The sequence below is a fragment of the Streptomyces sp. MAI_2237 genome, from assembly GCF_054189285.1.
Window position 1 is genome coordinate 773103 of record NZ_JAJPGQ010000001.1, and the last position, 26837, is coordinate 799939.

31 protein-coding genes are annotated in these 26837 nt (G+C 71.3%); 9 read left to right on the forward strand and 22 right to left on the reverse strand.

The genetic code is table 11. The annotated features are described in order from the left end of the window. Window positions 1-89: 89 nt before the first annotated feature. From LN251_RS03610 to LN251_RS03625, 4 genes are all read right to left on the reverse strand, one after another. On the reverse strand, window positions 90-584 hold the full coding sequence (locus tag LN251_RS03610) for a DUF3618 domain-containing protein (protein WP_458243051.1): 495 nt from the start codon (window positions 582-584) through the stop codon (window positions 90-92). Beyond that, on the reverse strand, window positions 581-1000 hold the full coding sequence (locus tag LN251_RS03615; protein ID WP_058926047.1) for a phage holin family protein: 420 nt from the start codon (window positions 998-1000) through the stop codon (window positions 581-583). Before LN251_RS03615 ends, LN251_RS03610 begins: the two co-directional genes overlap by 4 nt. Window positions 1001-1069: 69 nt before the next feature. After that, the gene (locus LN251_RS03620) at window positions 1070-1768 is read right to left on the reverse strand and encodes a hypothetical protein (RefSeq protein WP_458243052.1); all 699 of its coding nucleotides are present in this window, start codon (window positions 1766-1768) and stop codon (window positions 1070-1072) included. Continuing rightward, a complete protein-coding gene (locus tag LN251_RS03625; protein WP_458243053.1) occupies window positions 1765-1896 on the reverse strand; it encodes a hypothetical protein in 132 nt (43 codons plus the stop codon). The genes LN251_RS03620 and LN251_RS03625 overlap by 4 nt, the downstream gene beginning before the upstream one ends. Before the next feature lie 161 nt (window positions 1897-2057). Here LN251_RS03625 and dapA point away from each other — a divergent pair, with 161 nt between their 5' ends. Further along, on the forward strand, window positions 2058-2960 hold the full coding sequence (gene dapA, locus LN251_RS03630) for a 4-hydroxy-tetrahydrodipicolinate synthase (protein ID WP_458243054.1): 903 nt from the start codon (window positions 2058-2060) through the stop codon (window positions 2958-2960). Window positions 2961-2986: 26 nt separating this feature from the next. On the opposite strand, the gene LN251_RS03635 is transcribed toward dapA, so the two are convergent. Both LN251_RS03635 and LN251_RS03640 read right to left on the reverse strand, forming a co-directional pair. Continuing rightward, window positions 2987-4204 (reverse strand): WD40 repeat domain-containing protein, encoded by a 1218-nt coding sequence (locus LN251_RS03635; protein ID WP_458243055.1) that lies wholly within the window; start codon window positions 4202-4204, stop codon window positions 2987-2989. Then, on the reverse strand, window positions 4201-4758 hold the full coding sequence (locus LN251_RS03640) for a SigE family RNA polymerase sigma factor (protein ID WP_458243261.1): 558 nt from the start codon (window positions 4756-4758) through the stop codon (window positions 4201-4203). Before LN251_RS03640 ends, LN251_RS03635 begins: the two co-directional genes overlap by 4 nt. 135 nt (window positions 4759-4893) lie before the next feature. Between LN251_RS03640 and LN251_RS03645 the strand changes: the two genes are divergently transcribed. After that, window positions 4894-5397 carry a hypothetical protein gene (locus LN251_RS03645; protein ID WP_458243056.1) on the forward strand — a complete coding sequence of 168 codons (504 nt, stop codon included), beginning with the start codon at window positions 4894-4896 and terminating at the stop codon, window positions 5395-5397. A gap of 100 nt (window positions 5398-5497) precedes the next feature. On the opposite strand, the gene dapD is transcribed toward LN251_RS03645, so the two are convergent. Both dapD and LN251_RS03655 read right to left on the reverse strand, forming a co-directional pair. Continuing rightward, complete coding sequence (dapD, locus tag LN251_RS03650) at window positions 5498-6487, reverse strand: 2,3,4,5-tetrahydropyridine-2,6-dicarboxylate N-succinyltransferase (protein WP_458243057.1); 990 nt, start codon at window positions 6485-6487, stop codon at window positions 5498-5500. A 124-nt stretch (window positions 6488-6611) separates the two neighbouring features. Beyond that, a complete protein-coding gene (locus LN251_RS03655; protein ID WP_458243262.1) occupies window positions 6612-7829 on the reverse strand; it encodes an MFS transporter in 1218 nt (405 codons plus the stop codon). Between the two features lie 118 nt (window positions 7830-7947). On the opposite strand from LN251_RS03655, the gene LN251_RS03660 reads away from it, so the two are divergent. Continuing rightward, complete coding sequence (locus LN251_RS03660; protein WP_458243058.1) at window positions 7948-8829, forward strand: winged helix-turn-helix transcriptional regulator; 882 nt, start codon at window positions 7948-7950, stop codon at window positions 8827-8829. A 55-nt stretch (window positions 8830-8884) separates the two neighbouring features. On the opposite strand, the gene LN251_RS03665 is transcribed toward LN251_RS03660, so the two are convergent. The 3 genes from LN251_RS03665 to LN251_RS03675 all read right to left on the reverse strand — a co-directional run bounded on the left by LN251_RS03665 (window position 8885) and on the right by LN251_RS03675 (window position 10118). Next, on the reverse strand, window positions 8885-9166 hold the full coding sequence (locus LN251_RS03665) for a hypothetical protein (RefSeq protein ID WP_458243059.1): 282 nt from the start codon (window positions 9164-9166) through the stop codon (window positions 8885-8887). A gap of 95 nt (window positions 9167-9261) precedes the next feature. After that, window positions 9262-9798: a TetR/AcrR family transcriptional regulator gene (locus LN251_RS03670; protein ID WP_249841128.1), complete on the reverse strand. Its 537-nt coding sequence runs from the start codon at window positions 9796-9798 to the stop codon at window positions 9262-9264. Beyond that, window positions 9798-10118: a DMT family transporter gene (locus LN251_RS03675; protein WP_458243060.1), complete on the reverse strand. Its 321-nt coding sequence runs from the start codon at window positions 10116-10118 to the stop codon at window positions 9798-9800. The genes LN251_RS03670 and LN251_RS03675 overlap by 1 nt, the downstream gene beginning before the upstream one ends. A 275-nt stretch (window positions 10119-10393) precedes the next feature. Here LN251_RS03675 and LN251_RS03680 point away from each other — a divergent pair, with 275 nt between their 5' ends. After that, window positions 10394-11224, forward strand: coding sequence for an AbfB domain-containing protein (locus tag LN251_RS03680; protein ID WP_458243061.1), 831 nt, complete (start codon window positions 10394-10396; stop codon window positions 11222-11224). Window positions 11225-11302: 78 nt separating this feature from the next. Here the strand turns inward: LN251_RS03680 and LN251_RS03685 are convergent, their stop codons facing one another. Genes LN251_RS03685 through LN251_RS03720 form a run of 8 tightly spaced genes read right to left on the reverse strand, consistent with a single transcriptional unit; the run spans window position 11303 to window position 17864 of the window. Continuing rightward, window positions 11303-11635 carry a metal-sulfur cluster assembly factor gene (locus LN251_RS03685; protein ID WP_058926035.1) on the reverse strand — a complete coding sequence of 111 codons (333 nt, stop codon included), beginning with the start codon at window positions 11633-11635 and terminating at the stop codon, window positions 11303-11305. Further along, window positions 11632-12096 carry a Fe-S cluster assembly sulfur transfer protein SufU gene (gene sufU / locus LN251_RS03690; protein WP_058926034.1) on the reverse strand — a complete coding sequence of 155 codons (465 nt, stop codon included), beginning with the start codon at window positions 12094-12096 and terminating at the stop codon, window positions 11632-11634. Before sufU ends, LN251_RS03685 begins: the two co-directional genes overlap by 4 nt. Window positions 12097-12112: 16 nt before the next feature. Beyond that, a complete protein-coding gene (locus tag LN251_RS03695) occupies window positions 12113-13369 on the reverse strand; it encodes a cysteine desulfurase (RefSeq protein ID WP_362991059.1) in 1257 nt (418 codons plus the stop codon). Continuing rightward, window positions 13366-14130, reverse strand: a complete 765-nt coding sequence (sufC, locus tag LN251_RS03700; RefSeq protein WP_142151202.1) for a Fe-S cluster assembly ATPase SufC — start codon at window positions 14128-14130, stop codon at window positions 13366-13368. Before sufC ends, LN251_RS03695 begins: the two co-directional genes overlap by 4 nt. 7 nt (window positions 14131-14137) lie before the next feature. Continuing rightward, window positions 14138-14458 carry a non-heme iron oxygenase ferredoxin subunit gene (locus tag LN251_RS03705; protein WP_058926031.1) on the reverse strand — a complete coding sequence of 107 codons (321 nt, stop codon included), beginning with the start codon at window positions 14456-14458 and terminating at the stop codon, window positions 14138-14140. Next, window positions 14458-15639: a Fe-S cluster assembly protein SufD gene (gene sufD, locus LN251_RS03710; RefSeq protein WP_403953293.1), complete on the reverse strand. Its 1182-nt coding sequence runs from the start codon at window positions 15637-15639 to the stop codon at window positions 14458-14460. Before sufD ends, LN251_RS03705 begins: the two co-directional genes overlap by 1 nt. Window positions 15640-15699: 60 nt before the next feature. Continuing rightward, the gene (gene sufB, locus LN251_RS03715) at window positions 15700-17124 is read right to left on the reverse strand and encodes a Fe-S cluster assembly protein SufB (protein ID WP_458243062.1); all 1425 of its coding nucleotides are present in this window, start codon (window positions 17122-17124) and stop codon (window positions 15700-15702) included. Next, window positions 17121-17864, reverse strand: coding sequence for a helix-turn-helix transcriptional regulator (locus LN251_RS03720; RefSeq protein WP_058926028.1), 744 nt, complete (start codon window positions 17862-17864; stop codon window positions 17121-17123). The genes sufB and LN251_RS03720 overlap by 4 nt, the downstream gene beginning before the upstream one ends. A gap of 160 nt (window positions 17865-18024) precedes the next feature. Here LN251_RS03720 and LN251_RS03725 point away from each other — a divergent pair, with 160 nt between their 5' ends. The 4 genes from LN251_RS03725 to LN251_RS03740 all read left to right on the forward strand — a co-directional run bounded on the left by LN251_RS03725 (window position 18025) and on the right by LN251_RS03740 (window position 21742). Continuing rightward, on the forward strand, window positions 18025-18876 hold the full coding sequence (locus LN251_RS03725) for an aminoglycoside N(3)-acetyltransferase (RefSeq protein ID WP_458243063.1): 852 nt from the start codon (window positions 18025-18027) through the stop codon (window positions 18874-18876). Between the two features lie 10 nt (window positions 18877-18886). Further along, window positions 18887-19810 (forward strand): ABC transporter ATP-binding protein, encoded by a 924-nt coding sequence (locus tag LN251_RS03730; RefSeq protein WP_458243064.1) that lies wholly within the window; start codon window positions 18887-18889, stop codon window positions 19808-19810. A 148-nt stretch (window positions 19811-19958) separates the two neighbouring features. Further along, window positions 19959-20675 carry an ABC transporter permease gene (locus LN251_RS03735; RefSeq protein ID WP_458243263.1) on the forward strand — a complete coding sequence of 239 codons (717 nt, stop codon included), beginning with the start codon at window positions 19959-19961 and terminating at the stop codon, window positions 20673-20675. Window positions 20676-20731: 56 nt separating this feature from the next. Next, complete coding sequence (locus LN251_RS03740) at window positions 20732-21742, forward strand: COX15/CtaA family protein (protein ID WP_458243065.1); 1011 nt, start codon at window positions 20732-20734, stop codon at window positions 21740-21742. A 10-nt stretch (window positions 21743-21752) separates the two neighbouring features. Here LN251_RS03740 and LN251_RS03745 read toward each other — a convergent pair whose 3' ends face one another. From LN251_RS03745 to LN251_RS03755, 3 genes are all read right to left on the reverse strand, one after another. After that, on the reverse strand, window positions 21753-22859 hold the full coding sequence (locus tag LN251_RS03745) for an amidohydrolase family protein (protein WP_458243066.1): 1107 nt from the start codon (window positions 22857-22859) through the stop codon (window positions 21753-21755). Window positions 22860-22963: 104 nt separating this feature from the next. Further along, window positions 22964-23296, reverse strand: coding sequence for a hypothetical protein (locus LN251_RS03750; RefSeq protein ID WP_458243067.1), 333 nt, complete (start codon window positions 23294-23296; stop codon window positions 22964-22966). 93 nt (window positions 23297-23389) lie between these two features. Beyond that, a complete protein-coding gene (locus LN251_RS03755; RefSeq protein ID WP_362991076.1) occupies window positions 23390-24343 on the reverse strand; it encodes a heme o synthase in 954 nt (317 codons plus the stop codon). Between the two features lie 380 nt (window positions 24344-24723). Here LN251_RS03755 and tkt point away from each other — a divergent pair, with 380 nt between their 5' ends. Further along, the gene (tkt, locus tag LN251_RS03760) at window positions 24724-26811 is read left to right on the forward strand and encodes a transketolase (protein ID WP_458243068.1); all 2088 of its coding nucleotides are present in this window, start codon (window positions 24724-24726) and stop codon (window positions 26809-26811) included. Window positions 26812-26837 lie beyond the last annotated feature (26 nt).

A 26837-nucleotide genomic window follows, 5' to 3' on the forward strand; every position in this document is an offset into this window, starting at 1 on the left:
CGGACGCCGGACGGGTTCGTCACCCGTCCGGCGTGTGCGCGACTGCGGCCCCGCGCCCCGCGGTCGCACTCCCGCACCTGACCTGCCTGCTACTTCTTGGGGTACCTCCACGACACCACCGCGACCGCCAGCACCGCCGCGCCGATGAGCAGCGCGGGCCGCGGGTGGCGGACCGCCGCCTTCACGACGGGACCGGCCGGCCACGGCATGCCGTGCTCCGCCCTGTCCTCCAGGGTGTGGCGGGTGCGTGCCGTGCGGTCCTGGGCGGTGTGGCCCGCCTTCAGCGCCCGGTCGTGTGCCTGGTGACCGGCCTTGGTGGCCGTGTCCTGAACCTTGTGGCCCGCCTGCGTGGCGCGCTGCTGCACGGTGTGACCCGCGTGGGCCGCCGAGCTGCGCAGCTGCACGCTCATCGCGCCCGCCTTGTCCCTGAGGTCATCCGCGCGGGCCCGCGCGCGGCCCTTGACGTCCATCTTTCCTGCCAACTCCTCAACCGTGTCGCCGAGTTCACTGCGGGTCTGCTCGATCTGCCGCCGCAGTTCCTCGGCTCCCTCGACGCCCGTGTCCCCGGCCGCCTTGTCCGTCATCGGTGTGCCCTTTCCTTGATCTCCTCGACATCGGCCTTGACGCTGCCGAGGGCCTCCTCCGGCGTGGGGGGCGTGGCCTTGCGCAGCTGGGCGCGGCCCGTGGCGCCGAGGACGGCGGCGATCACGAACAGCACCGCTGTGACGATGAGCGCCGCGGCCCACACGGACAGCACCAGCGAGAGAGCGGCGATCGCCGTCCCGGCCGCGGCGAGCAGTCCGGCGTACGCGAACGCGCCCGCGGCCCCGAGCAGTCCGCCACCGCGTCCGGCGCGCCGCCCCTTGGCGGCGAGCTCTTCCTTGGCGAGGGCCACTTCCTGTCGTAGGAGCCGGGAGAGCTGTTCGGTGGCCTTGTTGACGAGTTCACCCACGGAGTGGTGCTCGTCGCGCACCGGCCGGGGGGTGGTGGTCCCGGTCACGGCCGCCTCCTCTCGTGTTCCTGTCGTTCGAAACGCTGGGAACACCCCGAGTACCCGTCACCTCCCCGGCTACCCCTGCCGGCCTCCCCGGCCGCCGGGCTCGCCGAGCCTGGCCAGCTGGGTCTGGAACCAGTCGAGACGGGCCTGCAACAGCGCCGCCTCCGCGACCAGTTCGGGCACGCCGAGAGAACCGGCGGCGGTGGGATCGGTACCGGCCGTCCGCCGGGCGCCCTCGGCCGCGGCGACGACGCGCAGGCCCTCCCCCGCCAGCCGGGCGAACGCGGCGAGCGAGACGGACGTACGGGCGCGGATGCAGCCCGCGCAGGAGGGGGCGAGGACGCGCCAGCCGGGGCGCCCCCAGCCCGCGTCGGCCAGGGCCGCGGCGACGGCGCCGCAGGCACAGGGCCCTGCCGTGGCGGTGCGCACCCGCTGGCGGGCGTAGCGGAAGCCGCGCTCGAAGCGGATGTAGCGGCCGAGGACCACCACCTCCAGCAGGACGGCGGCCCGGTGTTCGGCCGTGCACAGCAGCGCCTCGGCGGTTCGGCGGTCGTGCACGCAGTGGAAGCCGCAGTCGCAGCGGCGGTGCGGTGCGCCGTGCCGCAGGCCGTAGACGCAGGACGCGTCGGCCAGGACGCCGTACGGCAGCGCGCCGCCCAGCGACACACCGGTGAACCCGGCCCGGGTGCCGTCCTGGGACAGCACCGGGTGGGCGATCTTGTATCCGGTGGGCGGCTCCGTCGGGCGTTCCTCCGGAAGCCGCAGCCTCATCGGGCCGCCGGGACCTCTTCGGGGGCCTTCGGTTCCTGGGTGATCTCCTCGGGCAGTTCGGGCTCTTCCTCGTGGATCTGCGGCCGTTCCTCCGCCACTCCGGTCGCCAGTGCCTTGCCGAGCTTCATGACGCCTCCCATGACCAGCGGTCTGTCACCGTCCTGCCATGGTGACTCAAGAGGGCCGCGATGGACATAGGGCCCAAAGCAGTACGCCGTAGGAAGCCTTATCTTTATCTCGTAGAAGATTTAAGTGGAGCTTCACTGTCGTTCTGCCGAAGACTGCTGCCATGACGACCACCGCACGCTCCGCCCCGCTCTTCGGCCGCGCCCTCTGCGCGATGATCACCCCGTTCACCGACGGCGGGGCGCTCGACCTCGGCGGAGCCCAGCGGCTCGCCGACCGTCTGGTCTCCCTCGGCTGCGACGGCCTGGTGCTCTCCGGCACCACGGGCGAGTCACCGACCACCACGGACGCCGAGAAGGCGGCGCTCGTCGAGGCGGTGCGGGAGGCGGTGGGCGGCCGGGCGTCGATCGTGGCGGGGGTCGGCACCTTCGACACCCGGCACACCGTGGAGCTCGCGCTGGCGGCCGAGAAGGCGGGAGCCGACGGGGTCCTGGTGGTCAGCCCCTACTACAGCAGGCCCCCGCAGGACGCGCTGGAGGACCACTTCCGCACAGTCGCCGACGCCTCGGGGCTGCCGGTCGTCCTCTACGACATCCCGGGCCGCACCGGCACCCGTATCGAGCCGGACACGATGCTCCGGCTCGCCGAGCACCCGCGGATCGTGGCGGTCAAGGACTGCTCCTACGACTTCCTCGCCGCCCAGAAGGTCCTGGCGCGCACGGACCTGGCGTACTACGCGGGCTGCGACGAGCACAACCTCGCGCTGTACGCGGTGGGCGGCGCCGGATACATCAGCACGGTCGCCAACGTCGTGCCCGACCGGCTCCGCGCGGTCCTGGACGCGTTCGAGGCGGGCGACACCCCCGTGTCCGCCCGCCTCCAGCAACGCGCCACGCCGCTCATCGAGGCGATGATGTCGGCGGGTCTGCCCGGCGCGGTCACCGCCAAGGCCCTGCTGGGCGAACTCGGCCTGCCCGCGGGCCCGGTCCGCGCCCCGATGCGGCCCGCCGGCCGCGCGGCGGTCGACGGGCTGCTGGCGGCGTACCGGGAGCTGACCGACGACTGAAGCGGCGGCCGGCCGGCGGCGGGCGGTCAGCGGCGGGCGAAGACCGGCTGCCACGCCTTGAGCTGGTCGAACATCTGCTTCTGCACACCGCTCAGCGGTACGACCTTGTCGCTGCCGATCGTCACCACCACGAGCCGGGCCCGGTACGGCTCGTCCAGGCCGCTCGCCCGCTCCCAGGCGACGAGCCGCCGGTCGTCGGCCCAGGCGAGCAGATCACCGCCGCGGACCTTGGTGATCTCCTGGCCGGTGCGCGGATCGCGGATCGAGGAGTACGACTTGCCGGGGGCGACCTCCTTGGTCAGGCCGAGGGCGGCGAGCCGGCCGTTCGGGGACAGCCGCGCGGCGACGTCCGTCCGCAGGAACGCCTCGTCCGCCGGGGCCGCGATCCTGTTCCCGTCGAGGTCGTAGAACTGCTGCTTGCCGTCCCGGTCGCCCATCACCTGCGCGTACACCGCGTGGCCGGTGCGGCTGAAGGAGAAGTCGGCGCGCGCGGGGGTGCTCCGGTCGGAGGCGACCGCCGTCCAGGCGCCCCGGCCGGACGCGACGTCGAGGTCGTAGAAACCGGTCCGGGTGGACGTCCCGAAGGCCGGCCCCCAGTCCCAGCCGCCCTTGAGGTCGTACACCTTGCCGCGCACGTCGGGGTTGTCGTCGTAGGTGGTCGCCAGCAGGCGGGTGCCGTCGTACGAGAACGCCAGCCCGGCGACCGGGTGCGCGACCGGGATCCAGCGCACGACCTTCCTCGTCGCGAGGTCGAGCAGGCCGATCCGGGCGACGGGCTGGTTCTGCTCCAGCACCGCGGCCGTGCGCAGTCCCGGCGCGACGGCGACGAAGGACCACCGGGCGTCCTTCACATACCTGCCGGTCGCCGGGTCGAGCAGCCAGTACGTGCGGACGCCGATGGCCCGGCTCGCGGTCTGCGGCACGGTCCGCCAGGTGTAGTACGCGGCGAGCGCCGTCTGCCCGGCCGCCACCAGCTCGCGCGGCGGCGACTGGTCCGGGTGGCCGATGATGCCGTCCTTCCGCACGACGCCCGACGGCCGCACGTCGCTCTTGCCGGACTCCAGCAGCGGCACCGCCACCGCGACGGCGACCACGGCGGCCGTGGCCGCGGCGACGGAGGCCAGGGTGCGGGCGCGGCGGCGCCGGCGGGCGGCCAGTACCCGGTCGGCGAACCCGGCGTCCGCCGGCGGTTGTTCGGCGGCGAGTTCGCGCAGGGAGTCGCGCAGCAGTTCCTCGGCGTTCACGGACGCACCTCCACGGGCGAGCGGTCACGGGACGGCACTTCCCCGGCGTCCGGCCGGCCGAGCGCGGCCAGCTCCGGCGCGAGGGCGCGCAGCCGGGCGAGGGAGCGGTGGGTGGTGGACCGTACGGTGCCGACCGAGCAGCCGAGGATCCGGGCCACGTCGGCCTCCGGGAGGTCCTCGAAGTAGCGCAGCACCAGGACGGTGCGCTGCCGGGCGGTGAGCCGGGCGAGCGCGCCGCGCATCAGCAGGCGCAGATCGGCGTCGGCGGCGCCGTCCCGGCCGGCCCCGCTGTCCGGCGGTTCGGCGACCGTCAGCTCCCGTCTGCGCCACTTCAGCCGCCAGCGGCTGATCTGCTGCCGGTAGAGCACCTGCCGGACGTACGCCTCCGGTTCCTCGATCCGGTGCCACCGCCCCGCCGCCTTGAGCAGCGCGTTCTGCAGCAGGTCCTCGGCGGCGTGCCGATCGCCGCCGCTCAGCAGCACCGCCGTCTTCAGCAGCGCGGACGACCGGTGCTCCACGAACTCCCGGAAGCTGTCCTGCGCCTCGGCATCCATCGTCACCTTCGCCTTCCCCCGGGCGGACCGGCCGTCCGCCCCTGCCCCGGGTGACGCGTGCGGCCGCCGCGCGCTATGCCTGCGCTCCGGAGAATTCTCCGACGCCCGCGCCGGGATCTGCCGTACGTTGTCCGTGTGCGCCGCCCGCTGCTGTTCCTCGACGTCGACGGCCCCCTCAACCCGTGGGCGGCCCAGCCGTACGGGCGCCCCGAGGGCTACACGTCGATCGTCGTCGCCCTCCAGCCCGGCCGGGCCCTGCCCGTGTATCTGAACCCCGGGCACGGCGAGGCCCTCCTCGCCCTCGACTACGACCTGTGCTGGGCCACGACGTGGATGGACGCGGCCAACCGCTGGATCGCCCCTGTCGTCGGCCTGCCCGAGCTGCCGTACGTCGACTTCGGCGCGGGCCTGTTCGCCCTGCGCCCCGACGGGGTCCACTGGAAGACGGAGGCGATCGTGGCGTACGCCGCCGGGCGCCCCTTCGCCTGGGTGGACGACGAACAGAGCCCGGCGGACGAGGAGTACGTCGGCCGCACCCACCCGAACGCCGCCCTGCTGCACCACGTCGACCCCCGCATCGGCCTGCGCGACAAGGACTTCACGACCCTGGCGGACTTCGCGACGGGCCTGAAGACCTGACGGCCCGCGCCGGTCCCGCTCGCACGGACGCCCTCCCGGGCCGGCGTCGGCCGCGGGAGGGCGCTGTCCCTGGGTGACCGGGGTTGCCGGTCGCCGGTGCTCAGTTGTGGCTGTGCAGGATCTCGTTCAGGCCGCCCCAGACCGCGTTGTTCGGGCGGGCCTCGACCGTGCCGGTGACCGAGTTGCGGCGGAAGAGGATGTTGGAGGCGCCGGAGAGTTCGCGTGCCTTGACGATCTGGCCGTCGGGCATGGTGACGCGGGTGCCGGCGGTGATGTACAGGCCCGCCTCGACCACGCACTCGTCGCCGAGCGCGATGCCGACGCCGGCCTCGGCGCCGATCAGGCAGCGCTCGCCGATGGAGATGATGACGTTGCCGCCGCCGGAGAGGGTGCCCATGGTGGAGGCGCCGCCGCCGATGTCGGAGCCGTCGCCGATGACGACGCCCGCGGAGATACGGCCCTCGACCATGGAGGTGCCGAGGGTGCCGGCGTTGAAGTTGACGAAGCCCTCGTGCATGACCGTGGTGCCCTCGGCGAGGTGGGCGCCGAGGCGGACCCGGTCGGCGTCGGCGATCCGGACGCCCTTGGGGGCCACGTAGTCGGTCATGCGCGGGAACTTGTCGATCGAGGTCACCTGCAGGTGCAGGCCCTCGGCGCGGGCGTTGAGCCGCACCTTCTCGACGTCGTCGACGGCGACGGGACCGAGGGAGGTCCAGGCGACGTTGGCGAGGAAGCCGAAGATGCCCTCCAGGCTCTGGCCGTGCGGCTTGACGAGCCGGTGCGACAGGAGGTGGAGCCGCAGGTAGACGTCGTGCGCGTCGATCGGCTTCTCCTCCAGCGAGGAGATGACCGTACGGACCGCGACGACCTCGACGCCGCGCCGGGCGTCCGGACCGATCGCCTTCGCCGCGCCCTCGCCCAGCAGTTCCACGGCCTGCTGCGCGGTCAGCCGCGCGGTCCCGGACGGACCGGGCTCGGCGATCAGCTCGGGCGCGGGGAACCAGGTGTCGAGGACGGTGCCGTCGGCGGCGAGGGTGGCGAGCCCGGCGGCCACGGCGCCGGTGGTACGAGGAGCAGTCGTGTCGGTCATGAGGGCAACCTAACCGGCCGGAGGGCACCCAGGCCAACCAGCACCACCGACGTCTCAGGTGGCGAGCGCCGCACTCCTCCGACCTGACATCCCCACGGCGGTCGGCCACTGTGCCGGCCGGCGTTCAGGACGCGCTCACCGTCGACGGCCGGGCCGTCAAGGGTTCCGTGGGCGAGGTGCGGGAGATGCGCGGACCCGCGGCGAGCAGCACCGCGCAGCCGGCCAGCGCCCCCAGCCCCGCGCACAACGGCCACAACGCCCCCGGCGCCGCCTCGTACACCGCCCCGCCCAGCGGCGCCGCGAGCACCACCCCGCTGATCGACGCCCCCGCGTACAGCGACTGGAACCGCCCGAGCACATGCTCCGGCGCCTGGTCGGCGACGTACGCCGTGGCGGTCGTCTTGTACAGCGCCTCCCCGAGCGTCAGCGCCGCCATCATCACCACCGCCGTGCCGACGCCCGCCCCGAGCAGCAGCACCGCGTACCCCGCGGCGACCAGCAGCAGGCCGGTCCCCACGATCCGCAGCGGCGACCTCCGGCGCAGCGCCAGCGCCGCCGGCAGCTCCAGGCACAGCAGCAGGCCCCCGTTGACGGCGAGCAGCGCCCCGTACACCCGCGCGTCCATGCCGTGGTCGGCGAGGAAGACGGGGAAGGTGGAGTACTGCTGCCGGTACACGACGTCGACGACGACGATCGCCGGCAGCAGCACCAGCACCGCCGGCCGTGCCCGCAGCGCCGCCCACACCCCGCTCCGCCGGTCGCCGTGGGCGCGCGGCCGACCGCCCCGGACGGCCGACGGCGGCACCACCCGGGCCGTCCACAGGGCCAGCCCCAGGCTTCCGATCCCCTCCGCCAGGTACAGCCAGTCGTAGGAGAACCGGGTCGCGACCAGCGCCCCGAGCAGCGGCCCCAGCGTGAAGCCCCCGTTGGAGGCGGCCCGCATCACCGCGAACGCCGGCCGCCGCGCCCCCTCCGGCACGACGGCCGCGACCAGCGCGGAGGCCGAGGCGCGCTGCGCCCCGGAAGCGTACTGGGCCGCCGGCAGCGCGGCGAAGAGGGCGGGCGTGGGCAGCAGGGGGACGACGGCCAGCAGCAGCCCCGAGGCCGCGGCGGCCGCGAGCAGGACCCGGCGATGGCCGAACCGGTCGCCGTACCAGCCGCCGGTGAAGTTCCCCGCGACGAGCCCCATCCCGGCGATGCCGCTCAGCAGCCCCGCCTCGCCCGCGCCCAGCCCGCGCGGCCCCGTCAGGTACAGGAACGTGTAGGCGAAGCTCACGCTGACGACCATGTTCACGAACGTCCCGCAGGCCAGCAGCCAGACCGGCCTCGGCACTTCTCGCAGACCTCGCACGCGTCCCCCCGTCACCGGCCGACCCTTAGGTCAGTTCCTTTTGGGAACTTACTATGGACGCATGACAGCCTCAGGTCAACGACGACCGGTGCGCGAAGGGACGAGAGCCATGGCCCGCAGGACGAGCCTTCAGGACGCCACCTGCGCCATCGCCCAGGCCCTGGACGTCGTCGGCGACTGGTGGACCCTGCTGATCGTGCGCGACACCGCCCGCGGAGTGCATCGCTTCGACGCGCTGCAGGCCGAACTCGGCGTCTCCCGGAAGGTGTTGACCGAGCGGCTGCGCCTTCTCGTCGAGGCGGACGTGCTGACCCGCGTGCCCTACCAGGAGCACCCGCCGCGCTACGAGTACCGCCTCACCCCGCGCGGGCGCGCCCTGCTCCCCGTCCTGGTCGCGCTGCAGGACTGGGGCGACACCTGGGTCCTGGGCGACGGCAGCACGACGGCCACGGCCGAGGATGCCTCGGCGGAGGCGCGGCGGGTGCACGAGCTGGTGGGCACCCGGGTGCCCGAGCTCCGACTGCTCGACGACCGGGGCGAGTTGCGCGATCCCGTCGCCGCCGACAGCCCGTACACCGTTCTCTACTGCTTCCCCGGCGCCTACGCCCGCGCCGACTCCTATCCGCCGGGCTGGACGGACATCCCCGGCACGGCGGGCTGCACCCTGGAGTCCTGCACCTACCGCGACCGGCTTCAGGAGTTCACCGCGGCCGGCGCCGCCGTGCACGGTGTCTCCACCCAACGCCCGGACGAGCAGCGGGCGTTCGCCGAGAAGGAGGGCCTGCGGTTCCCGCTGCTGTCGGACGCCGAGCTGTCACTCGTCGCCGCGCTGCGGCTGCCCACCTTCCGTGCGGCGGGGGCCGGCCGGCTGAAGCGGCTCACGCTGGTCGTGGACCGGGAGCGCACGGTGCGTCATGTGCTGTATCCGGTGACGGACATCGCGGGCAGCGTGGCGGCGGCCCTCACGGCGGTGCGCGGGGACGAAGCGTGAACGGCCCGGGCGGCCCGCACTCCCCTCGTGGTGCGGGCCGCCCGGGCCGGGGGTGTCAGCCGCGCTCGCCGGCCTCGTCCACCACGGCCGTCGCGACGAGCGAGTCGCCGCCGAGGGCCTGGTCGCCGGAGACCAGGCGCATGCCGACGATCCGGTACGTCCGCGGGTCGATGAGCCACTGGTCCCGCATGACCTTGCCGATCTTGGGGTCGACGGTCCGGCCGTACTCCAGCGCGACCGCCTGCCGTCCGGCCGCCACCGCGACCACGCCGTCGGCCAGGACGGCGGTGGTCCGCTCACAAGGCTCCCCCTGGGTTCGTCGGTGCGTGCGTGTCACCCCCTGTTCCCCGGTGGGCGGCGGAGAGTTCACGGTCTTCCGGCACAGGACGGCCCGTCAGGGAATCACCCGCGCCAGGACCTCGCGCCGGCGCGTCAGGGAATCATCCGTGCCAGCACCTCGCGCGCGTACCCCTCGTCGTACGGCGTCCCCGTCAGCAGCACCTGCAGGCAGATGCCGTCCATGAGCGCGACCAGCGCGCGGGCGGTGACGGGGTCCGTGCGGCCTGCGAGGCGGTCGGCGAGGGCGGTCATCTGCTCGGCGACGACGGGGCGCAGGGCGGGGCGGCGCAGGGCGGCGAGGTAGAGCTCGTACTCCAGCTCGACCCCGGTGCGGTCGCCCGCGAGCCAGTCGCCGAGCAGGCCGGCGAGTTCGGCGGCCAGGTCGGCGGCCGGGTCCGTCAGCCCGCCGCGGGAGGCGATGGCCTTGGCGAAGCCCTCGTCGGCCTGGCGCAGCGCGGCCACCATCAGCTCGTCGAGGGTCGTGAAGTGGTACGTCGTCGAGCCGAGCGGCACATCCGCCTCGGCAGCGACCGTGCGGTGGGTCAGTCCCGCGAGGCCCTTGTCCCCGACCACCCGGATCGCGGCGTCGATGATCCGCTGGCGCCGGTCGGGGTCGTAGCGGCGGGGCATCAGTGCGCGCCCCCGAGGTTGAGCACCACGACTCCGGCGATGATCAGGGCCATCCCGGCGACCTTGGCCGCCGTCATCCCCTCGCCGAAGAAGAGCAGGCCGATGACGGCGATGGCGGCGGTGCCGATGCCCGACCAGATGGCGTAGGCCGTGCCGACGGAGACGGTCTTCAGGGTCTGCGCGAGCAGGGCGAAGGAGACGACGTATCCGACGACGGTCACCAGCGACGGCACGAGCCGGCTGAAGCCTTCGCTGAACTTCATGGCGGTCGTCGCGCCGACCTCGGCGGCGATGGCCGCGCCGAGCAGGAGGTAGCCCATGTGTACGAGCGTACACAACGATGCGTACGGGTGTACACAGGCGGATTCGAGGCAGGACCGGGAAGGCGCCGGGGAGAGGGTGTGAAGTTTTGTGCGCGACGGGAGAGGCTTCACTGTCCTGTAGGCAGGTTTTTTCAGGGACGTTGGATATTCGCTGAAATCGCTTGCCGAAACATCTCCCCCAACTCGCCCTGGCTCCACTAGTGTTTCACCGCTCAACCACCCCACCCTCACACCCCCGGCCGCCGCCATGGGCGCCGCTGGAGGAACCGCGCATGCCAGACACCACGCCCGACCCCTCCCGCGAACCCTGGGAGAACGGCTGGGCCCCCGACACGTCCCGGGCACCGGGCACCCGCAGGCTGTGGCTGGCCGGCGGGCTCGCCATCGCCACGGTCATCACCTGCGTGATGGCGGTGGCCGTCATGGACACGGGCGCCGACCGTGACTCGAAGGCGTCGCAGGAGCCGTCGTCCGCCGAGACCGTCCCCGGCCTGATCTCCTTCGCCTCGCCCTCCGTGAAGAGCGCGTCGATGCCCCCGAACGGCAAGAGCGGCATGTCGTCGACGCGTCCCAGCGCCTCCCCCGAACCCCAGGAGAACAGCTCGCCGTCCGCGGCGCGGAGCGCGAAACCCTCCAAGTCGACCGGCTCGCACCCGGGTTCGACGAGCAAGCCGAAGCCGTCGGCCACCTGGCGGTCCGTCGAATCGGTCAACTACCCCGACCGTTACTGGCACGTGAGCGGCGGCTACGTGAAGCTCGACCCGCTCGGCGGCTCCGAGTCCCGCCAGGACTCCACGTTCAGACTGGTCAAAGGCCTGGCGGACAGCTCCTGTTACTCCTTCGCCACGGAGGACGGCGGCTATCTGCGCCACCGCAACTTCCTGCTGCGCGACGAGCCGAACGACGGCTCGACCCTGTTTAGGCAGGACGCGACCTTCTGCCCCCGCGCCTCCGCCTACTCGGGCGCGGTCATGCTGGAGTCGGTCAACTACCCGGGCCGCTTCCTGCGCCACCAGAACTTCCAGCTGAAGCTCGACCCGTTCCAGAACAGCTCGCTCTACCTGGCCGATTCGGCGTTCCGGCTGGTGGGCCCAGTCGCCTGACGCCCCGAAACGGCGGCACCACAGCACGAAGCGGCGGCACCCGCGAGGGGTGCCGCCGCTTCCTGTCCCGGGGGAGCCTCAGACGTTGAACCCGAGCGCCCGCAGCTGCTCCCGCCCGTCGTCCGTGATCTTGTCCGGACCCCACGGCGGCATCCAGACCCAGTTGATGCGCAGCTCGTTGACGAGGCCGTCCGTGGCGGACTTGGCCTGGTCCTCGATGACGTCCGTCAGCGGGCAGGCCGCCGAGGTCAGGGTCATGTCGATCGTCGCGATGTTCGCGTCGTCGATGTGGATGCCGTAGATCAGGCCGAGGTTGACGACGTCGATGCCCAACTCGGGGTCGACGACGTCGTACAACGCCTCGCGGATCTCCTCCTCCGAGGCCGGCTTCATCTCAACGGTCTCGCTCATGCCGTCTTCCTTTCGGCGTCGGCGCCCAGCGCCTGGGCCGTCGCGTCCTTCCACGCCATCCAGCTGAGGAGGGCGCACTTGACCCGGGCCGGGTACTTGGAGACACCGGCGAACGCGACCGCGTCCTCCAGCACCTCCTCCATCGCGTCGTCCGGCTCGATCCGGCCCTTGGACTGCATCAGCTCCAGGAAGGTCTCCTGGATCTTCTGCGCGTCCGACAGGTCCTTGCCGACCAGCAGGTCGTTCAGCACCGAGGCCGAGGCCTGGCTGATCGAACAGCCCTGGCCCTCGTAACTGACGTCCTCGATCCTGTGGCCGTCGTACTTCACGCGAAGGGTGATCTCGTCGCCGCACGTCGGGTTCACGTGGTGCACCTCGGCGTCGCCGTCCCGGAGACCACGCCCGTGCGGGTGCTTGTAGTGGTCCAGGATGACTTCCTGGTACATCGAGTCCAGCTTCATGCGATCGCTCGTCCCATCAGCCGAAGAAGTTCCGTACGTGCTCCAGCCCCTCGACCAGTGCGTCGATCTCGGCCGGCGTGGAGTACAGATAGAACGACGCTCGCGTGGTCGCGGGAATTCCGTACCGGAGGCAGACGGGGCGGGCGCAGTGGTGACCCACGCGGACCGCGATGCCCTGCTCGTCCAGTACCTGGCCCACGTCGTGCGGGTGGATGTCGCCGAGCGTGAAGGAGATCGCCGCGCCCCGGTCCTCGGCCGTGGTCGGGCCGATGATCCTGAGGTCGGGGACCTCCGCCAGCCGCTTGACGGCGTACTCCGTCAGCGCGTGCTCATGGGCGAGGATCTTGTCCATGCCGATCGCGTCGAGGTAGTCGATCGCCGCGCCCAGGCCCACGGCCTGCGCGATCGGCGGCGTGCCCGCCTCGAACTTGTGCGGCGCCGGGGCGTAGGTCGACGAGTGCATCGACACCGTCTCGATCATCTCGCCGCCGCCGAGGAACGGAGGAAGGTCCTCCAGCAGCTCCTGACGGCCCCAGAGCACGCCGATGCCGGTCGGGCCGCACATCTTGTGGCCGGTGAAGGCCACGAAGTCGGCCTGCAGGGCCTGCACGTCCACCGGCATGTGCGGAGCGGCCTGCGAGGCGTCGATGCAGACGAGGGCACCGACCTCCTGCGCGCGCCGGATGATCGTCTCGACCGGGTTGACCGTGCCCAGGATGTTCGACACCAGCACGAAGGAGACGATCTTCGTCTTCTCGGTGATGATCTCGTCGATGTTGGACAGGTCGAGGCGGCCGTCGTCGGTCAGGCCGAACCACTTCAGCTTCGCGCCCGTGCGCTGCGCGAGCAGCTGCCACGGCACGATGTTGGAGTGATGCTCCATCTCCGTGATGACGATCTCGGTCTCGTGGTCCACCCGGTAGGGCTCGTCGGCCCAGCCCAGCATGTTCGCCACGAGGTTGAGCGACTCGGAGGCGTTCTTGGTGAAGATCACCTCGTCGCGGCTCGGCGCGTTGATGAACGCGGCGACCTTGTCGCGCGCGCCCTCGTACAGCGCCGTGGCCTCCTCGGCGAGCACATGCACACCGCGGTGGACGTTGGCGTTGTAGCGCTCGTAGTACTCGGCGAGGGCGTCCAGCACCTGGCGCGGCTTCTGCGAGGTCGCCGCGTTGTCCAGGTACACGAGCTTCTGCCCGTCGTGGACCTGGCGGTCCAGGATGGGGAAGTCCTTGCGGATCGCCTCGGTGTCGAGGAGGCCCGGCAGCTGTGTCACGCGGATACGCCACCCTTCGTGTATGCCTCGTAGCCCTCGTTCTCCAGCTTGTCGGCGAGCTCGGCGCCGCCGGACTCGACGATGCGGCCGCCGGAGAAGACGTGGACGAAGTCGGGCTTGATGTAGCGCAGGATGCGCGTGTAGTGCGTGATCAGCAGGGTGCCGACCTCGCCGGACTCGCGGACGCGGTTGACGCCCTCGGAGACGACCCGCAGCGCGTCGACGTCGAGGCCGGAGTCCGTCTCGTCGAGGATGGCGATCTTCGGCTTGAGCAGTTCGAGCTGGAGGATCTCGTGGCGCTTCTTCTCACCGCCGGAGAAGCCCTCGTTGACGTTGCGCTCGGCGAAGGAGGAGTCCATGTGCAGGCGCTCCATGGCCTCCTTGACCTCCTTCACCCAGGTGCGCAGCTTGGGGGCCTCGCCGCGGATCGCGGTGGCGGAGGTGCGCAGGAAGTTGGAGACCGAGACGCCGGGGACCTCGACCGGGTACTGCATCGCCAGGAACAGACCGGCGCGGGCGCGCTCGTCGACGGACATCTCCAGGACGTCCTCGCCGTCGAGGGTGACGGTGCCGCCGGTGATCGTGTACTTCGGGTGGCCCGCGAGGGAGTAGGCGAGCGTCGACTTGCCGGAGCCGTTGGGGCCCATGATGGCGTGCGTCTCGCCCTGCTTCACGGTCAGGTCGACGCCCTTGAGGATCTCCTTCGTGGCGTTGTCGGCCTCGACGGTGACGCGCAGGTCTCGGATTTCAAGCGTTGCCATGGGTGCCTCAGGACTCCTGGTTGAGGGAGACGAGAACGTCGTCCCCTTCGATCTTTACGGGGTATACGGGGACGGGGCGCGTCGCGGGGAGGCCGGACGGCTTGCCGGTGCGCAGGTCGAAGCTGGAGCCGTGCAGCCAGCACTCGATCTGGCAGTCCTCCACCTCGCCCTCGGAGAGGGAGACGTTCGCGTGCGAGCAGATGTCGTGGATCGCGAACACCTCGCCCTCGGTCTTCACGACCGAGACCGGCGTGCCGTCGAGTTCCACCCGCTTCGGGGTGTCCTCCTCCAGCTCGCTCAGTCCACAGGCGCGTACGAACGCTGACATCAGACCGACGCCTCCAGCTCTTCGTCGATCTTCTCCAGCAGGCGGGCCTCGATGTCGTCCACGCCGATCTGCTGGACGAGCTCGGCGAAGAAGCCGCGGACCACCAGGCGACGGGCCTCGTCGGCCGGGATGCCGCGGGCCATCAGGTAGAACAGCTGCTCGTCGTCGAAGCGGCCGGTCGCGGAGGCGTGCCCGGCGCCGACGATCTCGCCGGTCTCGATCTCCAGGTTCGGCACCGAGTCGACGCGGGCGCCGTCCGTGAGGACCAGGTTGCGGTTCATCTCGTACGTGTCCGTGCCCTCGGCCGCGGCCTCGATGAGCACGTCGCCGATCCACACCGCGTGGGCGCTGTCGCCCTGGAGCGCGCCCTTGTAGACGACGTTGGACTTGCAGTGCGGGACGTTGTGGTCGACCAGGAGGCGGTGCTCCTGGTGCTGGCCGGCGTCCGTGAAGTACAGGCCGAGCAGCTCGGCCTCGCCGCCGGGACCGGCGTAGGTGACGCGCGGGTGCAGGCGCACGAGGTCGCCGCCGAAGGTCACCACGACCGACTTGAAGCTCGCGTCCCGGCCGATGAGGGCGTTGTGCTGGGCCACGTGCACGGCCTTGTCGTCCCAGTCCTGGACGGAGACGACGGTCAGCTTGGCGCCGTCGCCCAGGATGTAGTCGACGTTGGCGGCGAGCACGGCGTCACCGGTGTGGTCGATGACGACGACGGCCTCGGCGAAGGCGCCGAGCTCGATCACCTGGTGGCCGAAGCGGACGCCGCCCTCGCCGTGCACGGCGATCCGGATGGGCTCGGTGAGGACCGTCTCCTTGGGGACGGTGACCACGCCGGCCTTCTCGAACGCCGAGTACGCCTGGGCCGCGATGCGGTCCACGGGGGTGCCCGCCTTGCCGATCCGGGCGTCGTCGCGGTCGACGGTCTCGACCGTGACGCCCTCGGGTGCCTCGACGGCGACCGTGACGCCCTCGCCGGTCACGGCGGCGGTGCCGTCGTGCAGGCCGCGCAGGCGCTCCAGCGGGGTGAACCGCCACTCCTCCTCGCGGCCGTGCGGGACCGGGAAGTCCGCCACGTCGAAGGAGGGGGGCGCGCTCATGCGCGTGGCGACGGTCGACTCGGCGGCCACCGCGATCTGGCCGGCGGTCGTGCTGCCCACCGGGATGTTCTGAGCCTCAGCCATGGCTGTCGGTCTGCTCTCTTCCTACGTCAGAATTGCTGGCTGCTTACCTGGGGACGGGCCTTAACCGACCGCGCCCTCCATCTGCAGCTCGATCAGCCGGTTGAGCTCGAGGGCGTACTCCATGGGCAGCTCCTTCGCGATGGGCTCGACGAAGCCGCGCACGATCATCGCCATCGCCTCGAACTCGCTGAGGCCGCGGCTCATCAGGTAGAAGAGCTGGTCCTCGGAGACCTTGGAGACGGTCGCCTCGTGGCCCATGGACACGTCGTCCTCGCGGACGTCCACGTAGGGGTACGTGTCGGAGCGGGAGATGGTGTCGACGAGCAGTGCGTCGCACAGGACGTTCGACTTGGAGCCGTGGGCGCCCTCGCCGATCTCGACCAGGCCGCGGTAGGAGGTGCGGCCGCCGCCGCGCGCCACCGACTTGGAGACGATGTTGGAGGAGGTGTTCGGCGCCATGTGGACCATCTTGGAGCCGGCGTCCTGGTGCTGGCCCTCGCCCGCGAAGGCGATGGACAGGGTCTCGCCCTTGGCGTGCTCGCCCATCAGGTAGACGGCCGGGTACTTCATCGTCACCTTGGAGCCGATGTTGCCGTCGATCCACTCCATGGTGGCGCCCTCGTAGGCGACGGCGCGCTTGGTGACCAGGTTGTAGACGTTGTTCGACCAGTTCTGGATGGTCGTGTAGCGGCAGCGGGCGTTCTTCTTGACGATGATCTCGACGACCGCGGAGTGCAGCGAGTCCGACTTGTAGATCGGCGCGGTGCAGCCCTCGACGTAGTGCACGTAGGCACCCTCGTCGACGATGATCAGGGTCCGCTCGAACTGGCCCATGTTCTCCGTGTTGATCCGGAAGTAGGCCTGGAGCGGGATCTCCACGTGGACGCCCGGCGGCACGTAGATGAAGGAGCCGCCCGACCACACCGCGGTGTTCAGCGACGCGAACTTGTTGTCGCCGACCGGGATGACCGTGCCGAAGTACTCCTTGAAGAGCTCCGGGTGCTCCTTCAGGGCGGTGTCGGTGTCCAGGAAGATGACACCCTGCTCCTCCAGGTCCTCGCGGATCTGGTGGTAGACGACCTCGGACTCGTACTGGGCCGCGACACCGGCGACGAGGCGCTGCTTCTCCGCCTCGGGGATGCCGAGCTTGTCGTACGTGTTCTTGATGTCCTCGGGCAGGTCCTCCCAGGACTCCGCCTGCTTCTCCGTGGAGCGCACGAAGTACTTGATGTTGTCGAAGTCGATGCCCGACAGGTCCGAGCCCCAGTTCGGCATGGGCTTCTTGTCGAACAGGCGCAGGCCCTTGAGACGGAGCTTGGTCATCCACTCCGGCTCGTTCTTCTTGCCGGAGATGTCCCGGACGACTTCCTCGCTCAGACCGCGCTTCGCCGAGGCACCGGCTTCGTCGGAGTCCGCCCAGCCGTATTCGTACTTGCCCAGGCCTTCGAGCTCAGGGTGGGCAGTCTCCTCGATGGGGAGAGTCATGCGGGGTTCCTCCCGGCCGTGCTTGCAGATGCGTTGTGAGTGATCTCGGAAATCTTTGGGATGAACGTCGTGCAGACGCCGTCGCCGTGCGCGATGGTCGCCAGTCGCTGGACGTGAGTACCCAGCAGCTGGGAGAAGATCTCGGTCTCCGCCTCGCAGAGCTGGGGGAACTTTTCCGCGACATGGGCGACGGGGCAGTGGTGCTGGCACAGCTGCTCGCCGACCGGTGCGCTGCGCGCCGTAGCAGCGTACCCGTCCGCGCTCAGGGCCTTGGCCAGGGCTTCTGTGCGCTCCTCGGGGGCGGCGGCCTCGATCGCCCTGCGGTAGGCGTCGGCCTGCTCGGCGATCCTCGCGCGCGCGAAGGCGACGACCGCCTCGTCCCCGCCGAACCGCTCCTGGATGAAGCGCAGGGCGTCCGCGGCGAGCTTGTCGTAGGACTGGTCGAAAGCGTCGCGGCCGCAGTCGGTGAGCGCGAAGACCTTCGCGGGACGGCCACGCGTGCGCGTGCCGTACACCCGCTGCTCTCGCGCCTCGACGACGTCGTCGGCGACGAGCGCGTCCAGATGCCGTCGTACGGCGGCCGGGGTCAGGCCCAGCCGGCCCGCCAGCTCGGTGACGGTCGACGGCCCGTGGTCCAGGATGGACCGCGCGACCCGGTTGCGGGTGGACCGCTCCCCGGTCGCGAGCTCCTCCTGGGGGGTCCCCGTGGGGGTCTCCCGAGCCTCGCCGACGTTTTTCACAACGCCATTGTTGCGTAATTCCTCAGGACCGGGCAAGCGGCGTCCGGAAGGCCCGACGGTGCCCTGCGTCACTTAGGCTCACCTAATCCCACCTGCGCAAACGATCTTTGATCGATCAAACAGGTGGTACACGGCGGGCCCGTGGGGAAGACTCCCGAGCATGGCGACACCCCCTCCCACCGGCCCACTCGTCACTCGCGACACCCTGGCCGCGCAGCTGCGCGAGCTCGGCGTGCGCAGCGGTGAGACCCTCCTCGTGCACTCCTCCCTCCGCAGTCTCGGCTGGGTCTGCGGAGGCGCCGTCGCGGTGGTCCAGGCACTGCTGGACGCCGTCGGGCCGCAGGGCACGATCGTCGTCCCCACCCAGACCGGGGACATCTCGGACCCGGCCCTGTGGAACAGCCCCCCGGTGCCCGAGGAGTGGTGGTCGCGGATCAGGGCCGCGATGCCCGCCTACGACCCCCTGATCACCCCCACCCGCGGGGTCGGCGTGATTCCGGAAACCGTGCGCACCTGGCCGGGCGCCCTGCGCAGCGCGCACCCCCAGACCTCCTTCGCCGCGCTCGGCCCCCGGGCGGCGCGGATCGTGGACGGGCACGCGACGGACTGCCGGCTGGGTGAGCAGAGCCCGCTGGCCAGGCTGGAGGAGATGGGCGCCCGGGTGCTGCTCCTGGGCGCCGGCTACGCCTCCTGCACGAGCTTCCACCTCGCCGAGTACCGCATCCCCTCCCCGCTCGTCGGCGTGGGCCGGCCCGTGCAGGGCGGCGGCTGGGAGACGGTGATCGAGGTGTCGATCACCTCGGCCCGCTTCGACGAGCTGGGCCAGGACTTCGAACGGGACCGTCCCGTCGTACGGGGAAAGGCGGGCGCGGCGCAGGTGCGGCTGTTCCCCGTGGCGGACGCCGTGGCGTACGCCGAACGGTGGCTGCCGCTGCACCGCTCCCGTGAGGAGGAGATGGCGACGGGTGCGGATCCCGCACCCGCCCGTCGGAGCCGGGCGCCGCGTACCTAGACTCGGGCCCATGCGAAGTGAGCCCGTGGTCCAGGTTCAGGGCCTGGTGAAGCGGTACGGCACGAAAACCGCCGTGGACGGCCTCGACCTGGTGGCCGAGGCGGGCGTGACCGCCGTGCTCGGTCCGAACGGCGCGGGCAAGACGACGACCGTGGAGACCTGTGAGGGGTACCGCAGACCGGACTCCGGCACGGTGCGCGTCCTCGGTCTCGACCCGGTGCGCCAGGCCCGTGACCTGCACCCCCGGATCGGCGTGATGCTCCAGTCGGGGGGCGTGTACTCGGGTGCGCGGGCCGACGAGATGCTGCGCCACGTGGCCAGGCTGCACGCCGATCCGCTGGACGTGGACGCCCTGATCGAGCGCCTCGGCCTCGGCTCCTGCGGCCGAACGGCGTACCGCCGGCTGTCCGGCGGCCAGCAGCAGCGCCTGGCGCTGGCGATGGCCGTGGTCGGCCGTCCCGAGCTGGTGTTCCTGGACGAGCCGACCGCCGGCCTCGACCCGCAGGCCCGCCACGCCACCTGGGACCTGGTCCGTGACCTGCGCGCCGACGGCGTTTCCGTGATCCTCACCACGCACTACATGGAGGAGGCCGAGGAGCTCGCCGACGACGTCGTGATCATCGACGCGGGCCGGGTCATCGCGCACGGCTCCCCGGAGCAGCTGTGCCGGGGCGGGGCGGAGAACACCCTGCGCTTCGTCGGCCGCCCCGGCCTCGACGTGGGCTCGCTGCTCAAGGCGCTGCCGGCCGACTGCTCCGCCGCCGAGCTGACGCCGGGTTCCTACCGGGTCGTCGGCAAGGTCGATCCGCAACTGCTGGCGACGGTGGCCTCCTGGTGCGCGCAGCACGGCGTGATGCCGGACAGGATCTCGGTGGAACGGCACACCCTCGAAGACGTTTTCTTGGAGCTCACGGGCAAGGAGTTGCGCGCATGATTCCGGGTCGCACAAGGACCTGCCGGGGGTCCGGGGGTTGTCCCCCGGGACGACACAGCCTTGAGCTCACAGGCAAGGAGCTGCGCTCGTGACGACCGTGGGCACTGGTGTCTACACCCCGAAGCCGGGCGCGGCCCCTCTGCCCCGCATGATCGCGGCGCAGGCGGCGCTGGAGACGAAGATGCTCCTGCGCAACGGCGAGCAGCTGCTGCTCACCGTGGTGATCCCGACCCTGCTGCTGGTCCTGTTCAGCTCCGTCGACATCGTCGACACGGGCGCGGGCGAGGCCGTGGACTTCCTCACCCCCGGCATCCTCGCGCTGGCGGTCATGTCCACCGCCTTCACCGGCCAGGCGATCGCCACGGGCTTCGAGCGCCGCTACGGCGTCCTCAAGCGCCTCGCCTCCTCGCCGCTGCCTCGCTGGGGCCTGATGACCGCGAAGACGGTGTCGGTGCTGGTCACGGAGGTCCTGCAGGTGATCCTGCTGACGGTGATCGCCTTCGCCCTCGGCTGGTCCCCGCACGGGAACCCGCTCGCCGTCGTCCTCCTGCTCGTCCTGGGCACGGCGGCCTTCTCGGGCCTGGGGCTGCTCATGGCGGGCACCCTGAAGGCCGAGGCGACCCTGGCCGCCGCCAACCTGGTCTTCCTGCTGTTGCTCGTGGGCGGCGGGGTGATCGTGCCGCTCGACAAGTTCCCGCAGGGAGCGCAGGACGTGCTGGGCCTGCTGCCGATCTCCGCCCTGTCGGACGGCCTGCGGGACGTGCTGCAGCACGGCGCCGGCATGCCGTGGGGCGACCTGGGGATCCTGGCCGTGTGGGCGGTCGCGGGGCTGGCCGCGGCGGGGACGTTCTTCCGCTGGGAGTAGCAGGAAGGTGAGGGGTCGTGGACCCTCGTGAAAGCGTGCACAAGCGGCGGCCTACCATGGGTGCCGTGCCAAACGTGACCCCCGCCGACGCCCTCGCGGCCGTGCGCAACCCGCTCGCCTTCATCGCCGCACGCTGGACCCCGGATCCCCGGACGGTCCGGCGGGCGGCCCTGTCCGCGCTCGTCATGTCGGTGGTCATCGTCGTCACCGGCGGCGCGGTGCGCCTGACCGGCTCCGGGCTCGGTTGCCCGACCTGGCCGAAGTGCACCGCCGACTCGCTCACCACGACCAGTGCGATGGGCTTCCACGGCGTCATCGAGTTCGGCAACCGCATGCTGACGTACGTGCTGTGCGCGGCCGTCGGCTGGGCGATCGTCGCCGCCCGCTCGCAGAAGCCGTTCCGGCGCAGTCTGACCCGGCTGGGCTGGGCGCAGTTCTGGATCGTGATGGGCAACGCGATCCTCGGCGGCATCGTCGTGCTCGTCGGCCTCAACCCGTACACGGTCGCGGCGCACTTCCTGCTCTCCACCGCCCTGATCGCCGTGGCCGTGGTGATGTGGCAGCGCACCCGCGAGGGCGACGGGGCGCCCCGGCCGCTGGTCGGCAAGCCCGTGCAGCAGATGGTGTGGTTCCTGGTGCTGGCCGCCGTGCTGCTCATCGCGGTCGGCACGGTGGTCACCGGCGCGGGCCCGCACGCCGGTGACAGCCGCGAGGTCGAGCGGATGCCGCTGGACTGGGAGACGGTCAGCAAGCTGCACGCCGTGCTGGCCTGGATCGTGGTGACGCTGACGTTCGCCCTGTGGTTCGTCCTCAAGGCGGTCGACGCGCCCGCGGCCCCCCTCGCCCGCACCCGTGAGCTCTTCCTGATCCTGCTCGGCCAGGGCGTCATCGGTTACGTCCAGTACTTCACCAAGCTCCCCGAGGCCCTGGTCGCTCTGCACATGTTCGGCTCCTGCCTGGTGTGGATCGGCGTGCTGCGGGTGCTGCTGGCGCTGCGCGAGCGGCCGGAGGTGGTGGCCGACCTGCCGGGGCCCTCGGCCGAGATGACGGTCGGCACACGCGCCTAGGCCGGACCGCTCACTCCAGCCCGTACACCCGCCGGGCGTTCCCCGCCGCCACCAGCCCCGCGACCCGCTGGGCGTCCGTCAGCGACCACGCCCCCTCGGCCACCCAGCTGCCCAGCACCCGTCCGAGCGACTCGCGGAACAGGCGGGCGCCCACCACGTGCAGCTCGGGCAGCCCCTGGGCCCCGCTGGAGAAGAGGATCTTGCCGAAGGGCGCCAGCTCCAGGATCTCGGCGAGCACGGTCGCCGCGCGGGCGCCGGTGCGCACCAGGGCGGCGCCCGAGTCGGCGTAGACGTGCGGGAAGGCGCCCGCCAGGTGGGCGGCGTGCCGGTGGTAGGGGTAGCCGTGCAGCAGGACCAGGTCCGTGCCGAGGCCGGCCGTGGCGCGGACGAAGTCGGTGAGCAGCACCGGGTCGGTGCGGTCGATGCGCTGGCCCGGTTCGCCGAGCCCCGCGTGGAGCTGGAGCGGCAGGCCGGAGCCGACCGCGATCCACAGCAGGTGCCGCAGCAGGACGGGGTCGCTCAGCTGGCCGCCGACCCGGCGGCCGGACAGCCAGCGGCCCGCCGCGCCCCGCACCTCCCCCGGTCCCGGCGGCTCGGGCGCCAGGGCCAGACCGTGGCGGGTGCCGGCGACGGAGGTGAAGGCGACCGCGCCCGCGGCGGCGCCGTGCACCGACTCGGCGAGGTTGGCGAGGAAGGACTCGACGGTGCCGGAGGTGTCGGCGACCTGCTCGGCCAGTAATTCCAGCCGGACGATCTCCCGCGCGTCGGCCGCGCTCGTGGAGGCCAGTTCGTCCGGCCCGGTGAGGTCGCCCGGCAGGCCCGTGTCGACCAGATATGTGGTGATGCCGCTGCCGCGCAGGAGCCTGCGGCCCACCTCCAGCACGCCGAGTTCACGACGGCGGGCGAGATAGCGGGCGGGATGGCAGTGCGGTTCCATGCCCAGCAGGGGCGGGCACCAGCGCCGTACGGCGAAACCCGTCTGGGTGTCGAAGAGCGTGGTGCCCGGGGCGGGCGGGCCCTCGGTTCGGGCCAGCTGGGCCTCGAAGGTGCCGAGGCCCAGTTCGGTTCTCAGTACACCGTGGCAGTACTGGTCCACGAGGGACGGCGTTTCGATCATCCGGGATCTCCGTTTACTGGACCGTTGCTCCTTAACAGGTCCTAACGGGTGAACCGGTCAGAGGTGTTGGTGCGACACACCCCGTGCGAAATCGCCGGAAGAGGTCAGGCGTTCGCGGGGCCGCCCAGCTGGATCCCCGCCATCCGCGTCCACTCGTACCGCCCGGTGCGCACCTTCGCCGCGAACTCCCCGTCGAAGTCCTCGTGGACGGTGATGCCGGCCTTCTGGAGGGCCTTCTCGGCGAGTGCGTACGAGGGCGCCACCAGGTCGCCCCAGCCGCCGTCCTCGCCGACGAGGACGATGCGCGCCCCGCGCTCGCCGATGTGGGCCACCTGCCCCTCGGCTCCGCCGTGCGCCTTGGAGAAGGCGCCGATCCGCTTGGCGAGCCTCGCCACCTTGCGTTCGGCCTTCGCGTCAACCTGCTGCGTGTCTGCCATGGCCAGGATGCTACCGACGAGTAGATCAAACGGCGACGGGCGGGGTGCGTGGCCTTGGCCACGCACCCCGCCCGTCGGGCGTCACAGGGGGCGTCAGCGCAGGAAGGGGTCCACCGCGATCGCCACGAACAGCAGCGACACATAGGTGATGGACCAGTGGAACAGGCGCATCTCCTTGAGCTTGGCGCCGGTCGCCTCCCCCTTCGCGCGGGTCTGCAGCGCGTGCGCCTCCCACAGCCACCAGCCGCCCGCCGCCAGGGCGACCAGGGTGTAGAACCAGCCCGTGTAGCCGAGAGGGGTGAGCAGCAGGGAGACGGCCACCATCACCCAGCTGTAGATCACGATCTGCTTGGCGACGACCTTGTTGGAGGCGATGACCGGCAGCATCGGCACGCCCACGCGCGCGTAGTCGTCCTTCACCTTCATCGACAGCGGCCAGTAGTGCGGCGGAGTCCAGAAGAAGATCACCAGGAACAGGACGACCGGGGCCCAGGAGAGGGAGTCGGTGACGGCCGACCAGCCGATCAGCACGGGCATACAGCCCGCGATGCCGCCCCACACGATGTTCTGCGAGGTCCGGCGCTTGAGGATCATCGTGTAGACGACGACGTAGAAGAGGAGCGCGCCGAGGGAGAGCCAGGCCGACAGCCAGTTGACGGTGAGGCCGAACAGCAGCGTGGAGACGACCGCCAGGGTGACGCCGAAGGCGAGGCACTCGCGTGGGCTCACCATGCCGGTGACCAGCGGCCGCTGCGAGGTGCGGTCCATCAGCGCGTCGATGTCGCGGTCGATGTACATGTTCAGCGCGTTGGCGCCGCCCGCCGACAAGTAGCCGCCCACGCAGGTCAGCAGCACCAGCGTCAGGTCCGGCACACCCTGCTGGGCGAGGAACATCACCGGAACGGTGGTGATGAGCAGGAGCTCGATGATCCGCGGCTTGGTCAGCGCCACGAACGCCTTGACACGGGCCCCGAACGGCCGGTGACGCGGGCTCTCGCTCGCACCGATTACCCCCGCTGGACGGGATTCGACGGCCGTCACGCACACCCCTACAGAGACATCCCAGCGAGCCCCGCCCGTGTGAAGCACGGGTAAAGGCTCGCGCGTACCACGCCACTGTAGACGTTGCCCATACCCCGGCCTTCGCGGGGGTGGGCTCGTGTTGGACGGGGGCCGTGACGGGGGCGGCGACGGGGCCCGCAGACGGTCGTACGCGAGCTCGATTGAGCAGTCAGATGAGCGGCTGCGTATTCAGTTGCCAAATGCCGTACAGCCCAGTCGGGAGGCGGATGCCGCGCAGTCCCGGCAGTCTGGGATGACTCGAAAAAATGCACGTTCTTACAGGGGTAGGCTCGACAACGGCCGGTGGGCGTCCAGTGCGCCGGCATTCGACATGCGTGACATGTGGAGAGGAGCCCTGACTCAGGGTGAGCACCAAGCCGACCACCACAGACCTCGAGTGGACCGAGTTGGACCAGCGGGCCGTGGACACCGCCCGCGTCCTGGCCGCCGACGCCGTACAGAAGGTCGGCAACGGCCATCCGGGTACGGCCATGAGCCTGGCGCCCGCCGCGTACACCCTCTTCCAGAAGGTGATGCGGCACGACCCGGCCGACCCGGACTGGGTTGCCCGCGACCGCTTCGTGCTGTCCGCCGGCCACTCGTCCCTGACCCTCTACACGCAGCTCTACCTGGCCGGCTTCGGCCTGGAGCTGGACGACCTGAAGTCCTTCAGGACCTGGGGCTCGAAGACGCCCGGCCACCCGGAGTACGGCCACACCAAGGGCGTCGAGACGACGACCGGCCCGCTGGGCCAGGGTGTCGCCAACGCCGTGGGCATGGCGATGGCCGCCCGCTACGAGCGCGGTCTGTTCGACCCGGAGACCCCGCAGGGCGAGTCCCCCTTCGACCACTTCGTCTACTGCATCGCCGGTGACGGCTGCCTCCAGGAGGGCATCTCCGCCGAGGCGTCCTCGATGGCCGGCCACCAGAGGCTCGGCAACCTGATCCTGCTGTGGGACGACAACCACATCTCGATCGAGGGCGACACCGAGACGGCCGTCTCCGAGGACACCGTCAAGCGCTACGAGGCGTACGGCTGGCACGTGCAGCGGATCGCCCCCAAGCCGGACGGCGACCTGGACCCGCACGCCATCTACAACGCGATCGAGGCCGCGAAGAAGGTCACCGACCGGCCGTCGTTCATCGCGATGCGCTCGATCATCGCCTGGCCCGCCCCGAACGCGCAGAACACCGAGGCCGCCCACGGCTCGGCGCTCGGCGACGACGAGGTGGCCGCCACCAAGCGTGTCCTCGGCTTCGACCCGGAGAAGACCTTCGAGGTCTCCGACGACGTCATCAAGCACACCCGGCAGGCGCTGGAGCGCGGCCGCGAGGCGAAGGCGGAGTGGGAGAAGTCGTTCCAGCTGTGGCGTGAGAACAACACCGAGCGCGCCGCCGACTTCGACCGCATCAGCAAGGGCGAGCTGCCGGCCGGCTGGGAGGACAAGCTCCCGGTCTTCGAGCCCGGCAAGGGCGTCGCCACGCGTGCCGCGTCCGGCAAGGTGCTGCAGGCGCTCGGCGCGGTGATCCCGGAGCTGTGGGGCGGCTCGGCGGACCTCGCCGGCTCCAACAACACCACCATCGACAAGACGTCGTCGTTCCTGCCGGCGGACAACCCGCTGCCGGAGGCGAGCCCGTACGGCCGCACCCTGCACTTCGGCATCCGCGAGCACTCCATGGCCGCGGAGATGAACGGCATCACCCTGCACGGCAACACCCGTGTCTACGGCGGCACCTTCCTGGTGTTCTCCGACTACATGCGCAACGCCGTCCGGCTGTCGGCGCTGATGCACCTGCCGGTGACCTACGTCTGGACGCACGACTCCATCGGTCTCGGCGAGGACGGCCCCACCCACCAGCCGGTCGAGCACCTGGCCTCGCTGCGCGCCATCCCCGGCCTCAACGTCGTCCGTCCGGCCGACGCCAACGAGACCGCGATCGCCTGGCGCGAGATCCTCAAGCGCTGGACCAAGGAGTACGGCAAGGGCGCCCCGCACGGACTGGCGCTCACGCGTCAGGGCGTGCCGACGTACGAGCCCAACGACGACGCCGCCAAGGGCGGTTACGTCCTGTTCGAGGCCGAGGGCGGCGACGCGCAGGTCATCCTGATCGCCACCGGTTCCGAGGTGCACGTCGCCGTCGAGGCGCGCGAGGCGCTGCAGGCCGACGGGGTGCCGACGCGGGTCGTGTCCATGCCGTCCGTGGAGTGGTTCGAGGAGCAGGACCAGGGGTACCGGGACAGCGTTCTGCCGCCGAGCGTGAGGGCGCGGGTCGCGGTCGAGGCCGGTATCGGTCTGACCTGGCACAAGTACGTGGGGGATGCCGGCCGCATCGTTTCCCTGGAGCACTTCGGTGCCTCCGCCGACGGCAAGGTGCTCTTCCAGGAGTACGGCTTCACCGCCGAGAACGTGGCCGCCCAGGCCCGGGAATCCCTCGCCGCCGCCCAGCGCTGACGCCCGTATACGACACGTAGGAGATG

Excerpts from the sequence above, each read along its gene's own strand:
- LN251_RS03610 (WP_458243051.1), bottom strand. The coding sequence starts at position 584 with ATGACGGACAAGGCGGCCGGGGACACGGGCGTCGAGGGAGCCGAGGAA.
- LN251_RS03620 (WP_458243052.1), bottom strand. The coding sequence starts at position 1,768 with ATGAGGCTGCGGCTTCCGGAGGAACGCCCGACGGAGCCGCCCACCGGA.
- LN251_RS03625 (WP_458243053.1), bottom strand. The coding sequence starts at position 1,896 with ATGAAGCTCGGCAAGGCACTGGCGACCGGAGTGGCGGAGGAACGGCCG.
- dapA (WP_458243054.1), top strand. The coding sequence starts at position 2,058 with ATGACGACCACCGCACGCTCCGCCCCGCTCTTCGGCCGCGCCCTCTGC.
- LN251_RS03640 (WP_458243261.1), bottom strand. The coding sequence starts at position 4,758 with ATGGATGCCGAGGCGCAGGACAGCTTCCGGGAGTTCGTGGAGCACCGG.
- dapD (WP_458243057.1), bottom strand. The coding sequence starts at position 6,487 with ATGACCGACACGACTGCTCCTCGTACCACCGGCGCCGTGGCCGCCGGG.
- LN251_RS03660 (WP_458243058.1), top strand. The coding sequence starts at position 7,948 with ATGGCCCGCAGGACGAGCCTTCAGGACGCCACCTGCGCCATCGCCCAG.
- LN251_RS03670 (WP_249841128.1), bottom strand. The coding sequence starts at position 9,798 with ATGCCCCGCCGCTACGACCCCGACCGGCGCCAGCGGATCATCGACGCC.
- LN251_RS03675 (WP_458243060.1), bottom strand. The coding sequence starts at position 10,118 with ATGGGCTACCTCCTGCTCGGCGCGGCCATCGCCGCCGAGGTCGGCGCG.
- LN251_RS03680 (WP_458243061.1), top strand. The coding sequence starts at position 10,394 with ATGCCAGACACCACGCCCGACCCCTCCCGCGAACCCTGGGAGAACGGC.
- LN251_RS03685 (WP_058926035.1), bottom strand. The coding sequence starts at position 11,635 with ATGAGCGAGACCGTTGAGATGAAGCCGGCCTCGGAGGAGGAGATCCGC.
- sufU (WP_058926034.1), bottom strand. The coding sequence starts at position 12,096 with ATGAAGCTGGACTCGATGTACCAGGAAGTCATCCTGGACCACTACAAG.
- sufC (WP_142151202.1), bottom strand. The coding sequence starts at position 14,130 with ATGGCAACGCTTGAAATCCGAGACCTGCGCGTCACCGTCGAGGCCGAC.
- LN251_RS03705 (WP_058926031.1), bottom strand. The coding sequence starts at position 14,458 with ATGTCAGCGTTCGTACGCGCCTGTGGACTGAGCGAGCTGGAGGAGGAC.
- sufD (WP_403953293.1), bottom strand. The coding sequence starts at position 15,639 with ATGGCTGAGGCTCAGAACATCCCGGTGGGCAGCACGACCGCCGGCCAG.
- sufB (WP_458243062.1), bottom strand. The coding sequence starts at position 17,124 with ATGACTCTCCCCATCGAGGAGACTGCCCACCCTGAGCTCGAAGGCCTG.
- LN251_RS03725 (WP_458243063.1), top strand. The coding sequence starts at position 18,025 with ATGGCGACACCCCCTCCCACCGGCCCACTCGTCACTCGCGACACCCTG.
- LN251_RS03730 (WP_458243064.1), top strand. The coding sequence starts at position 18,887 with ATGCGAAGTGAGCCCGTGGTCCAGGTTCAGGGCCTGGTGAAGCGGTAC.
- LN251_RS03735 (WP_458243263.1), top strand. The coding sequence starts at position 19,959 with ATGATCGCGGCGCAGGCGGCGCTGGAGACGAAGATGCTCCTGCGCAAC.
- LN251_RS03740 (WP_458243065.1), top strand. The coding sequence starts at position 20,732 with ATGGGTGCCGTGCCAAACGTGACCCCCGCCGACGCCCTCGCGGCCGTG.
- LN251_RS03745 (WP_458243066.1), bottom strand. The coding sequence starts at position 22,859 with ATGATCGAAACGCCGTCCCTCGTGGACCAGTACTGCCACGGTGTACTG.
- LN251_RS03750 (WP_458243067.1), bottom strand. The coding sequence starts at position 23,296 with ATGGCAGACACGCAGCAGGTTGACGCGAAGGCCGAACGCAAGGTGGCG.